We start from the raw sequence: 11,830 nt of genomic DNA, 5'->3' as shown, positions 1-11,830 counted from the left end.
ATGAGTTTTTTCAGAACTTCCCTTGCCATAACCGCTTTAACGCTTGCTGCCTGCTCAGGCCCTGCTGATCGATATTCCGTCGCCCCGCCCGCTGTTACAGAATCGATACGCATCGGGTTTCGCTCCATAGAAGTGCGTGAAATATCTCTGCCAACCTATGCCGCAGCCGATGAAATCGCACTTCAGGACGCGAGCGGTAAATTGGTAACTGAGAGTGGGGCACTCTGGGCTGATAGCCCCGAACGTGCCGTTGCTATGGAACTCTCTCGCGCGCTTTCGAAGCTAACAGGTGCGCGGGTGGCATCGTCGCCATGGCCGCTTGAGGCTTTTCCCGATGCTCGACTAGAAGTTCGCTTTGAAAGCCTAATTGCACGGGGTGACGGGCAATATCATGCAGCGGGTCAGTATTTCGTCGGGGTGAGTGATGGTGGCCGCGAACGCTCAGGTCTCTTTGAACTGGCCGTTTCTTTTGACCCAAACGGGGGACCGCAAGCCATCGCATTGGCACGTGGTCAGCTCATCCTCGACTTGGCTAAATACATTGCCCGCAGCGGACTAAGCTGAGTCAAACAGGAACAAGGATCGGTTGGCCAATGAGATGGCCAACCGAATTTTCACTTATCCAACAATCGCGTTAAATGTCGCGCTTGGGCGCATTACGGCCACAGTCTTTTCAAGTTCCGTGTGATAGTAGCCGCCTAGATCAGCAGCCTGACCCTGTGTTGCGGACAGCTCAGCCAGAATCACATCCTGTTTTGCCGCCAATTCCGCCGCGATTGGCGCGAAATGCGCAGCAAGGTCGGCATCGTCGGTTTGAGCAGCCAAAGCTTCTGCCCAATATAAGGCAAAGAAGTAATGGCTATCGCGGTTGTCAAGTTGACCCACTTTACGGCCAGGAGATTTGCCCGTGTCCAAAAGTTTTTCAGTTGCGTCATCTACAGCGCGGCCCAAAACAGCAACTCTAGGATCGCCCTTACTCTCGGCAAGGAACGTCAAAGATTCACCAAGTGCGCAGAATTCGCCAAGAGAATCCCAACGTAAGTGCCCTTCAGACACCAGTTGCTGAACGTGTTTCGGAGCAGAACCGCCAGCACCCGTTTCGAACATACCGCCACCGTTCATCAACTTAACGATCGAGAGCATTTTTGCTGACGTTCCCAACTCTAGGATTGGGAAAAGGTCGGTGAGATAGTCGCGCAAGACGTTCCCCGTGATCGAAATCACGTCCTTACCCTGACGAATAAGCTCAAGGCTATAACGCGTTGCTTCGCGTGGGGCCATGATCTGAAGGCCTAAATCATTGGCGCCCTCTTCGGTTAGGATTGCTTTGACCGCTTGGATCAACTGAGCATCATGAGCTCGGTTTTCATCTAACCAAAACACAGCTGCAGAACCCGTTGCTTTCTGACGGCTAATGCCCAGTTTTACCCAATCTTTGATCGGAGCGGCATTCGCAGAAGACGAACGCCAAATGTCGCCGGCCCCTACGTCATGGGAATGCAAGACTTCCCCGTTGGCCAAAACATAGCGAATTGTACCATTAGAAGGCGCTTCGAATGTTGTTGGATGCGAGCCGTATTCCTCGGCTTTCTGGGCCATGAGACCGACGTTGGAAACGCTACCCGATGTGGTCGGGTCTAAGGCGCCCGTCTCTTTGAAATAGTTGATCGTTTCGTCATAAATACTGGCATAGCAATTGTCGGGAACCACGCATTTAGTGTCTGCGGCCTTGCCATCAGGACCCCAGCCTTTGCCTCCCGCACGGATGAGTGCCGGAAGCGATGCGTCGATGATCACGTCAGAGGAAACGTGAAGGTTGGTGATGCCTTTATCGGAATCCACCATGTAAAGCGGTGGTTTCGCAGCCATACTCGCCTCAATATCAGCAGCAATCTCGGCCTTTTTGTCGGCGGGGAGGCCGTCGATTTTTGCCAATAGATCACCGATTCCATTATTCGGATTTGCACCCAATTCCGCCAAAACATCAGCGTGCTTGGTGAATACATCTTCAAGGTAAACGTAAACAAAATGACCGAAAATGATAGGGTCCGAAACCTTCATCATCGTTGCTTTGAGATGAACGGAGAACAGGACGCCTTGCGCCGCCGCGTCGACTATTTCATTGCGGATAAAGGCACGCAATGCAGTTGCGCTCATGAAAGTCGCGTCTACGACCGTGCCTTCGAGAAGATTGAGATCACCTTTCAGCAGGGACACTTTACCTGCGTTATCAACAAATTCTATTTTCGCCTTGCCAGCTTGAGCCGCTGAAATCGTTGCCGATTTTTCATTGGCGTAGAAATCATTCCCGGGCATTGAAGCGACGTGGGTTTTGGATGTGGAGGCCCATGCACCCATCGAATGTGGATTTTTCATCGCATAGTTTTTTACAGCCCGTGCGGACCGACGATCAGAGTTGCCTTCCCGCAAAACAGGATTAACCGCACTCCCTTTAATCGCGTCATAGCGCGCCTGAAGGGATTTTTCCGCTTCAGTTTGGGGGTTTTCAGGGTAATTTGGAACGGCAAAACCTTGCGCTTGCAACTCGGAAATCGCAGCAGACAGTTGGGGAATAGATGCCGAAACGTTGGGTAGTTTGATCACATTGGCTTCGGGAGTTTTTACAAGTTCACCTAATACGGCAAGGTCGTCAGACTGGCGTTGCTCCTCGGTAAGAAACTCAGGAACCGTCGCCAAAATTCTACCCGCCAGGGAAATATCTCGGGTACCGACGGTGACGCCGACTGCCGAAGCAAAGGATTGAATGATGGGCAGGAGTGAGACGCTAGCGAGCTGGGGAGCTTCGTCTACAATGGTATACAATATGTCGAGGCGTTTTTTATCTGACATCGATTTAAACCTTTTTGCGTTTTTCGGAGATGAGCGCACCAAACGATTGAGTGCCACAAGTTTTTGAAATGCTCATGACACTCCAAAAACGATTTTGAGAATGCCACCAAGCGCTGCTTATTAGGGCATAAATCAAGATGGTAGGAATTTCAATCCGAACGAGAATATATCGACGATAATAACAGTACTATTTGTTTATCCAACAGGCTTCGCTACGGTAGAACGTTCCAAAATCCCCGTACTTCCCTATATCATTAGACAAACTATAGCCGAGGTTTTGTGATAATATCAGAGCCTCATTTTCTTCTTGGCCATATTTGTGTCGCGCTTCATAAGTTCCTTCACGGCTTCGGACCTGCCAAACATCTCCTGTGTTTTCTTTCGTTGTTTTTCCATCTCCACCCGCAAAACTGCTTGCTCTTGGTTTAGGCTCATTGATTTTTGAGTACACCACTCCTCCCATTTGGAAAAAGCGCCCGCAAGCAGGGACGGATCCATTCCGTTTGCCTCTGTCAAAGTAACCGCTTGTTGGCTTTTAGACTCTCGAATTCTAAGGATTTCATCCGAAAGCCGCTGCTGATCTGCCGAAATTTTTTTTAGCTTGAACAATTCGATATCCAGCAGGGTCGCTGAAAGGTTTTTCAGGTTTTTAAGGCGTTTATCCAAACGGTTTCACCCCGTAACCGCGTGCCTTCTTGCGTATTTTTTCGGCGAAGCGGATTGCAGCGGCGACGGCTTGATAATGTGTTGCATGAATTTCATGGCCAATTTCCACAACTGCAAAAATGGCACGTGCCGTGGGGGGATCACTGTGAATGGGGACGCCATGCTCGCTCGCTAGTTCCCTTATGGTTGCGGCAACTTCATCAACCCCTTTTGCAACACAAATTGGGGCGCCGCCATTGGCACGATCCCACTTTAAAGCAACCGCATAATGGGTCGGGTTAACAATGATGACATCAGCTTTCCCAACGTCCGACATCATTTGGCTCATGGCAATTTCATAGCCCTTTTGGCGCCGCTTCTGCTTCACATGCGGGTCGCCTTCGCTGTTTTTGTGTTCGTCTTTCATATCCTTGTGCGACATTCGGTTTTTGCGCATGTGCTCTTGATACTGAAACAGAAAATCCAAAACCCCAAGGGTTGTAGCAATAATGAGGACGATGAAGAAGAACTTCATCACCAGTTCCAGTAATACCGTTGTGGCCATTGCGGGTGTCATATGGACCGTGGCAACAATGGTGAGAACATTTTGATATAGAAACACACCCAGAACGACGCCATATATTCCAAGTTTTACAAAGCTTTTAAAGAACTCAAAAATACCCGCGCGCCCGAACTTATTTTTGGCGTTAGAGATGGGCGAAATTCGCGACAATTTCGGTGCAAGTTTGTCGGGGGCCACGACAAAACTTTTCTGGGCTACAATCATTACAATTACAAGCAAGCTAGGTAGTGCGAACCACGGCGACATAATTTTAAGGGTCGACATCATAATGCTTCCCGTCACAGGAAGGCCATTGCCTTCAAAAAGCGTCGGGGCAATTCTATCTGATTGGCCGATAATACTCGCCAACAATTGCCCCATGTCCTTCATGCTGCTGCTTCCAACCGCATAGGCGGCGACGAGAAATCCACCATAGCCTGCGGCAGTCATGAGGTCGGTCGATTTTGGTACCTCACCCTTTTTGCGCGCATCATCCAATTTCTTTTGCGTCGGTTCGTGTTGCTTGTCGTCGTCATCGTCGTCACTCATTTCATCACACCAAATGGTGCTTGAAGAAATACCGACAGTTCGTCCCACCACACCGCCAATAGAACCGGAGCAACAATCAAAAGAAGGGCCATGCCTCCAAGGGTGATCGCGGGTGCGCCGACCATTGCAACCATCAACTGAGGCATGGCGCGGTTGATAACCCCGAGCGCGACATTATAAACAAGAGAAGCAATGACAAACGGCGCGGCGAGGGAAAACGCGAGGGAAAAGGCGCTTGCAATTCGGGCGACGCCCCATTGAGAAACATCGCTTGCTTGGGGAACGTCCCCAGGACCGAAGACGTTATAGGAAAGGATGAAAGCCTCGGCAATTCTGATGTGGAGCCCATTCATCACGGCCAGCGCGAGGCCCGCCATAAGTAGCAATTGTCCGATTGCGGCCGTTGGCTCAGCCTGTGCAGATCCCAATATTTGCGACAGCGAAGTTGCCTGCGCTGCAATTGATCCCGCCATTTGCAAAGAAAAAACAAACAATCTTAGCCCCAAGCCCAGTATCAAACCGACGAGAATCTCACTCGCATATCCTCCCCAAGCTTGGCCTTCAGCCATAGTATACGCACGAATTTCCACTGAAACCGCGGGATAGACAACGGCTGTAAAAGCAATGGCTAGGCCTAGGCGAACACGCTGTGGAATGGATTGTTCACCGAACGCTGGAAGAAGGGAAAGTGCTGCTCCTACACGCAGAAAAACGAAAAAGAAGGACGTGAGTTCGTCTTTTCCCCAGCCACTGATGAGTTCCATTGCTTCATTCATAAAGGCACGAAACCTACGAGTGCAGGGCGCGCATCCGTCCCAATTTCTTCGAACGACAGGACAGGATTGCTGATCCCCTTGGCCGACAGCACAGTGCGGATAAAGCGTCTCCTGAGCCGAGAGGTTACGATTGCGGGATAGGTTCCCGCCTCCGCAGCCCGCGCAATGCGATCAGCAACGCCGTCCGCCAATTTATTGAACTCAAGCGGGGGGAGCGCCACATCCACCTGACCGCGATCCCCAACCATTTGGTACAGATTGAAAGACGCTTCCCACTCAGGCGCCAATTGAATCAATGGGATTGTGCCATCGGCTCGCTTGATATCAGCGACCAGTTGGAAGCCTAACCGCTGTCGAACATGTTCGCATATTCCTTCGGCGCTTGGATAAATTGGTCTTGCCTCGGCAGTCGCCTCAAGAATAAGCGGTAAATTTCGCACGGAAACTTGCTCCTCCAAGAGGAGCCGCATGACATTTAAAAGCAGATCTACTGGAACCTTCTCAGGAACAAGTTCATCTAACATTTGCCGATTGGCAGCAGCGCGGTTTTCGTCGGACAAGTTTGTCAAAGCAGCTAGAATTTTGCGCAAAGCCTTCAACGTTAAGAGCCGCGGGAAGTTTCGCTTAATGACTTCAAGCAAGTGCGTTGCAAGAACCTCGCTTGAGTTCACAATTGTGGACCCAGATAGAGCCGCCTCGTCTTGGTCCTCTTGTGCGATCCATCGCGCGGGAGCCCCGTAAACAGGCTCGCTAACATCCTCCCCCGATGGAAGAGAATCCCCACCATCAAGCATCAGCGCCAAAACTTTTTCAGGGTGCAGCACGTCTCTTGCCTGCTCGACTCCTTGGACGCGAATGATATACGAGCCAGCTGGCAATGAAGCCTCGTCTGTCAAACGGATTTCGGGCAGAATCAGCCCGTATTCGGTGGCCACATGCGTGCGCATATTCTCAATTCTGGCATCCAAACCTGTCGCCGGATCCAAAATCATATTAATGAGATCGGGCGAAAATTCGACGTGGATGTCGTCCAGATCCAAAGTGTCTCCGATGGGTTTCTTTTCCGTTTTGGGAAGCGCATTTTCGGTAACTGCCGTCTCGGTTTTCTTCTCTTTGGCCAAACGTTTATGAACCAGCCAAGAGCAGTACCCCAAAGTAAGAGCGCCGGCGATAAACGGTAAAAACGGAAGTCCTGGAACGAGCGCGAAAAGCGCCATCAATACGGCCACGGTTCCCAAGGCAGCAGGGTGCCTTCCGAGTTGCGCGACCATCGCCAAATCCGTCGAACCTGTTGTGCCTCCACGTGCCAAAAGCAACGCGGATGCGATCGATATAATTACCGCTGGAATCTGAGAAACGAGGCCGTCCCCAATGGTTAGGATGGCATATGTTTCAAAGGCCCGACCAATTGGCATGTCGTGAATTGCGACGCCGATAATCAAACCCATAACCAAATTGAGGAGGGTAATAAGAAGCCCAGCGATTGCGTCGCCTTTTACAAACTTTGAGGCACCGTCTAGGGACCCGAAGAACGTCATTTCAGCCTGATCTTTTTCGCGCCGCTCCTTAGCTTCATTGTGGTCGATGGCTCCGGCGGACATGTCGGCATCAATTGCGAGTTGTTTTCCGGGCATCGCATCAAGGGCAAAACGCGCTCCAACTTCCGCCATCCTCCCAGCACCCTTGGTGATCACGACAAAATTTACAATGAGAAGTACGCCAAAGACCACGAGGCCCAAAAAAACACTTCCACCCATAACGAAACTAGCGAAGCCCTGAATAACATCTCCCGCGGCACCTGGTCCCGTATGCCCCTGTCCAATGATCAGTTTGGTTGACGAAACATTTAGTGACAATCGCAACATCAGCGACGCGAGCAACACGGTGGGGAATGCCGAGAAATCTAACGGGCGTTCAATAAATAGCGTGACCGTGAACATGAGAATAGCGAGTGCAAAGGACGTCGCAAGGCCTATGTCCAGAATCCATGCTGGCACCGGTAAAATCATCATGACGATGATAGCCATCAGCACCAATGCTAGTAATACAGTGGGGCTAAATAGGTTCGAAACTGATAGCTTTGTTTCCATTCTGGAACTAACTTTCTTCAATTTTATTAGGTAGTTTTCGACAGACCAATCGAGAAAGTGTGCTCAGCTTTTTTCAAGCAGAAATAAATCGGCTTGATTTGGTGTATCGATAAAAAATGCGTTGCAGTGACGCCTGTAGACTTAAGATTGGAGTCTATTTTAAGTACTGGAGTTGCAAAGCAATTGGTGAGATCTTCTATCCCAAACAGCCGTTGCACTCGCATTCTCCGAGTTGAAAAAATCAGGGACGTCATGATCATCATTGAGACAGCACTTCCAGAAATTGTTTAATGAAAATTATCCGGAAACCGTTTATAAAGTGTAAGGAATACGGTGATCTTCCTATTTTTAATGAAGCTCAGCCGTAGATTTTATTTGGCTGCTTTCAGTTTTATTGCGGGGGTTATGCCACCGATGCCCAGTTGGGGAGCTCGTTGTTGTAAGTCCAGAGCGATTGTAACACTCAATATGAGCGTTTTATGGGTCATTGTCGGCGCGTATGCTTCGAGGTTTTCCACGCCACTCAATGATTTGGTTTAAGCTCTGGACGACGCGCTCTGTGGGTAATGAGAAATCCACGTCAATTCACAGACCTTCGAAATTGAAGTTTTCCAGCAAGTTCCAGGTTCGGATTGCCTGCCGTACGCAAGCTGATGCGCCCGATAGAATCTGTTGCGCTCGTGTCAGATGATGAAACTCCAAATTTTAGTAAAATTCTACAAAACTTAGACTGCACACTTAGGGTTCTCTTAGGTTTTGTCCTTCAGTTTGGATGAACATCTCCAAGCGGGATGATGCGGCGAGAAATAATATGACCGTCGTAAATGTCAGAATGACATCAGCTGCGCCTTAGTCGGTGCGAAATGAAAACCGGCGCAAAAGCGTCTTAGGAATTAGGAAAACACGATGTCCAGCATTCTGACAAACACAGGCGCGATGGTCGCGCTTCAAACGCTAAAAGGTGTAAACGCCAGCATGGCGACTACGCAAAACGAAATTTCCACTGGTAAATCCGTGTCTTCGGCCAAGGATAATTCTGCAGTTTGGGCAATTTCAAAAGTGATGGAGGCGGATGTGAGTGGGTTTAAGGCGATTTCCGACAGTCTATCGCTAGGTGAATCGACTGTGGCAGTTGCGAGACAAGCCTCTGAGACCGTGACGGACCTCCTAACAGACATCAAAGGTAAAATTGTTGCCGCTCAAGAAGAGAATGTAGACCGAACAAAAATCCAAACGGATATCTCGGCTCTTCGTGATCAGATTACGGCAGTTGTTGGGGCGGCCCAGTTTAATGGTTTGAATTTGGTTCAAGGTACTGAGGACGTCAACGTTTTGTCTTCACTTGATCGATCGAGCGATGGTTCAGTAACAGCCACAAATATTAAAGTTTCACGTCAAGATCAAACTACGACTGCGGGTACATTTGGAACGGGTACTTCAATTGCCGCCAATGCCGTTGTTGCAGATAGCGCTACTGCAGTAGCTTCCGCAGCAAACACTGCAGTTGTTACCTATGCGGATACGTGGGCAGCTGCTGACACAGCGCAATTAACTGTTGCGGGGGTTGATCTTAGCTTTACGGCAACAGGAACAGACGTCACAGACGTTGCGTCGTATTTTGCCGGTGCAATTAATGGTCTAGGTCTAGAGGGCGTTACGGCTTCAAACACCGCGGGTGTACTAACGATTAGCTCAACGCGGGCGTTTGAAGGTATGAATGTTAAGTCGACAGCGACTACGGCAGGAGACGGTTCTTCAGACATTACAGCTGTAAATGGAGCTGGTCCGACCGGCACCAACACAGCCTCGGACAGTACGATTGCTCAACGTTCAGAGAAAATTGACTTATCGACTGTGGCCGCTGTCGCAGATGGCGATGGATACAAAGTAACTGTAGGTTCCAATTCTTACAACTATATCGCCGGAAAAGACGAGTCGATGGAAGACGTAGCCAAAGGGCTTAAAACCGCGATTGATGGCGGCAGTATTGCTGGCGTAACGACCAAAGTTGTCCAGGATGCAACGACCAAGGCTTGGAGTCTTCAAGTTGACAATGACGGAACTGGATCGGCGTCTCTTGCATTTTCGACCGCTGGCAATGCTGGTGGCAAAGCCTCGGGTGGCCTTTTCGGCTTGGACAAAATTGATGTTCGTACGAATGCAGGCGCTAATGCAGCGTTAGATAGCATTGAAAACTTGATCCAATCCTCGATCGACGCCGGAGCTAATTTTGGTTCTACACAGTCACGAATTGAAAACCAAAGCGACTTCATCGGAAAGCTGACCGATTCTTTAAAATCGGGCATTGGCACACTAGTTGATGCGGATATGGAGGAAGTGTCTGCACGTCTGACGGCACTTCAAACACAGCAACAATTGGCTGTTCAGTCTTTGTCCATCGCAAACCAGGCACCTCAATCGATCCTCTCACTCTTCCGCTAAGCCGATAAAAACCGGAGCGCCGGAAAGGCGCTCCGGACACAAATTTAATTTTATTGTGCTATTTCCTGGAAGGACTCACAGTGAACGCATTACATCAGGCCAAGACGGCTTACGGCTCAACCCAAAAGACAACTCGAACTTCACGTGGAATTGAATACGAGGCGTTTGCTCGCATAACCCACGCCTTAAAGGTTGCAGAAGCCAAAGGTAAACAGGGTTTTAGGGAGCTCGCCATGGCTTTGCATCAAAATCGACAGCTTTGGACAATTCTCGCCTCAGACGTTTCTGAGGAAAGTAATGCACTACCAGAAGAGTTGCGCGCCCGAATTTTCTATTTAGCAGAGTTCACGAATTTCCACACCCGCCGAATTCTTAAAGACGAGGCGTCGGCCGAAGTCTTGGTAGACGTCAACTCCTCAATAATGCGTGGGTTAAGAGCCGGGGCGGTGGCGAAATGAGTGGTCTGGTATTGAAATTGGGTCCAAAAGAGCGTGTCTTAATTAATGGAGCGGTAATCGAAAACGGAGATCGGCGCTCGCGCCTTTCAATTGTTACACCAAACGCTAATATTTTACGCTTACGAGACGCAATACATCCAGAGGAAGTAAACACACCTGTCCGTCGTGTGTGCTATATTGCACAACTGGTTTTGTCCGGTGATGCGGACAAAAGCGAAGCCAAAATCCAAATGCTGCGGGGGATCGAGCAATTGAGCCAAGTCCTTGTGGATTTAGATAGTCGAGATCAACTAACAGCAGCGACTGATGCAGTGATAGAAGAGCAATACTACCAAGCATTAAAGCTACTTCGCACACTTCTTCCGCGCGAAGAGCGGTTGATGGCCGCCGCAGAACTATTATGACCTTCCAAGCTCTTATTCCTCTCTCGGGATATGCTGGATGGACATTCTTGACTCGCACAAGAGAATCTCAACAAGAAGTGCATGATAATTCCCAACTGATTTCAAGAGAAGTAGAATACTTCAAGGAAAATATTTCGAAAATTTCAACGGCCAAAGAATTGGTCAAAGACCGGACTCTTTTGAAGGTTGCCCTCGGAGCGTTTGGACTCGATGCTGATTTGCCAAATAAAGCATTTGTTGAGAAAGTACTGGTGGAAGGTTCACTTTTGGAAGACGCTTTTGCGCATCGCCTTAGCGACAAGCGCTATTTAGAAATGACGGTAGCCTTTGGCTTTGATCTTGGAACTCCTAGGTCAAAACTCTCCGACTTTGGAGACAAAATTGTTAAGGCGTATAAAGGACGCCAGTTTGAAGTGGCCGTTGGGCAGGCAAACGATAGTATGCGTTTAGCTTTAACGGTTCAAAGAGATCTGACCGACATAGCCAATGATGACATGACCTCAAACAGTAAATGGTTTACCGTAATGGGAAATCCGCCTTTGCGCAGCGTTTTTGACACTGTGTTCAACTTACCGTCTTCGTTTGGTGCTTTGGATCTTGATAGGCAGCTTGAAGTTTTTCAAGATAGAGCGGAAAGATTATTTGGTTCCAGTGACCTAACACAATTTTCCGACCCGGAGAAACAAGAAGATTTAATTCAACAGTTTCTAGTCCGCTCTCAACTTAATAGCATTAATATCGGTGTTCAATCTGGGCGGGCAGCACTGTCCTTGCTTCAAAATTCGCGCTCATATTTCTCCAATTCCCAACAATTCTTCTAGTCTGGCTGTGAACCTAGTAAACCTCTCCCTAAGTTTCAGACACTAATGTACACAACTATTTTTTATTTTGCTGGATTTCAACTTGAAGTAGATCGGATGTGACGGGCTGGGCTGGTAATCCCCCCTAAAATTAGTGGTGTTCAAAAGTAGAATTTTCTCGGCAAGATATCTGAGGAGATTTTTGATGAAGATGACGAGATATAGTGAACCCCAAATTCTTGCGATCCTACGCC

At 49.0% G+C, this 11,830-nt stretch carries 10 protein-coding genes and 1 pseudogene; 5 read left to right on the top strand and 6 right to left on the bottom strand.

Annotation, left to right across the window (positions count from 1 at the left end; translation table 11 throughout):
• The gene (locus AB9F27_RS16760; protein ID WP_335584637.1) at window positions 1-564 is read left to right on the top strand and encodes an ABC-type transport auxiliary lipoprotein family protein; all 564 of its coding nucleotides are present in this window, start codon (window positions 1-3) and stop codon (window positions 562-564) included.
• Window positions 565-618: 54 nt separating this feature from the next.
• Here the strand turns inward: AB9F27_RS16760 and AB9F27_RS16755 are convergent, their stop codons facing one another.
• The 6 genes and pseudogenes from AB9F27_RS16755 to AB9F27_RS16730 all read right to left on the bottom strand — a co-directional run.
• The gene (locus AB9F27_RS16755; protein WP_335584638.1) at window positions 619-2,850 is read right to left on the bottom strand and encodes an NADP-dependent isocitrate dehydrogenase; all 2,232 of its coding nucleotides are present in this window, start codon (window positions 2,848-2,850) and stop codon (window positions 619-621) included.
• Between the two features lie 288 nt (window positions 2,851-3,138).
• On the bottom strand, window positions 3,139-3,516 hold the full coding sequence (locus AB9F27_RS16750) for a hypothetical protein (RefSeq protein WP_335584639.1): 378 nt from the start codon (window positions 3,514-3,516) through the stop codon (window positions 3,139-3,141).
• Complete coding sequence (locus AB9F27_RS16745) at window positions 3,509-4,606, bottom strand: flagellar biosynthesis protein FlhB (RefSeq protein WP_039000254.1); 1,098 nt, start codon at window positions 4,604-4,606, stop codon at window positions 3,509-3,511. The genes AB9F27_RS16750 and AB9F27_RS16745 overlap by 8 nt, the downstream gene beginning before the upstream one ends.
• A complete protein-coding gene (locus AB9F27_RS16740) occupies window positions 4,603-5,370 on the bottom strand; it encodes a flagellar biosynthetic protein FliR (RefSeq protein WP_335584640.1) in 768 nt (255 codons plus the stop codon). Before AB9F27_RS16740 ends, AB9F27_RS16745 begins: the two co-directional genes overlap by 4 nt.
• Before the next feature lie 8 nt (window positions 5,371-5,378).
• Window positions 5,379-7,409: a flagellar biosynthesis protein FlhA gene (flhA, locus tag AB9F27_RS16735; protein WP_369757950.1), complete on the bottom strand. Its 2,031-nt coding sequence runs from the start codon at window positions 7,407-7,409 to the stop codon at window positions 5,379-5,381.
• A gap of 434 nt (window positions 7,410-7,843) precedes the next feature.
• Window positions 7,844-8,087 (bottom strand): annotated as a pseudogene (locus AB9F27_RS16730) (IS3 family transposase); the annotation flags it as partial.
• A gap of 291 nt (window positions 8,088-8,378) precedes the next feature.
• Between AB9F27_RS16730 and AB9F27_RS16725 the strand changes: the two are divergent.
• The 4 genes from AB9F27_RS16725 (at window position 8,379) to AB9F27_RS16710 (ending at window position 11,597) form a co-directional block, all read left to right on the top strand.
• The gene (locus tag AB9F27_RS16725; RefSeq protein WP_335584642.1) at window positions 8,379-9,914 is read left to right on the top strand and encodes a flagellin; all 1,536 of its coding nucleotides are present in this window, start codon (window positions 8,379-8,381) and stop codon (window positions 9,912-9,914) included.
• Between the two features lie 80 nt (window positions 9,915-9,994).
• Entirely contained in the window at window positions 9,995-10,372 is a 378-nt protein-coding gene (flaF, locus tag AB9F27_RS16720) for a flagellar biosynthesis regulator FlaF (protein WP_039000250.1), read from the top strand.
• The gene (gene flbT / locus AB9F27_RS16715; protein ID WP_335584643.1) at window positions 10,369-10,776 is read left to right on the top strand and encodes a flagellar biosynthesis repressor FlbT; all 408 of its coding nucleotides are present in this window, start codon (window positions 10,369-10,371) and stop codon (window positions 10,774-10,776) included. The genes flaF and flbT overlap by 4 nt, the downstream gene beginning before the upstream one ends.
• The gene (locus AB9F27_RS16710) at window positions 10,773-11,597 is read left to right on the top strand and encodes a DUF1217 domain-containing protein (protein WP_335584644.1); all 825 of its coding nucleotides are present in this window, start codon (window positions 10,773-10,775) and stop codon (window positions 11,595-11,597) included. The genes flbT and AB9F27_RS16710 overlap by 4 nt, the downstream gene beginning before the upstream one ends.
• The last annotated feature ends 233 nt before the right edge of the window (window positions 11,598-11,830 follow it).

It is taken from the genome of Falsihalocynthiibacter sp. CO-5D18 (genome assembly GCF_041205445.1).
GTDB classification, from domain to species: domain Bacteria; phylum Pseudomonadota; class Alphaproteobacteria; order Rhodobacterales; family Rhodobacteraceae; genus Falsihalocynthiibacter; species Falsihalocynthiibacter arcticus.
Note: the sequence above shows the minus strand (reverse complement) of the source record. Positions and strands in the feature narration are given on the sequence as shown.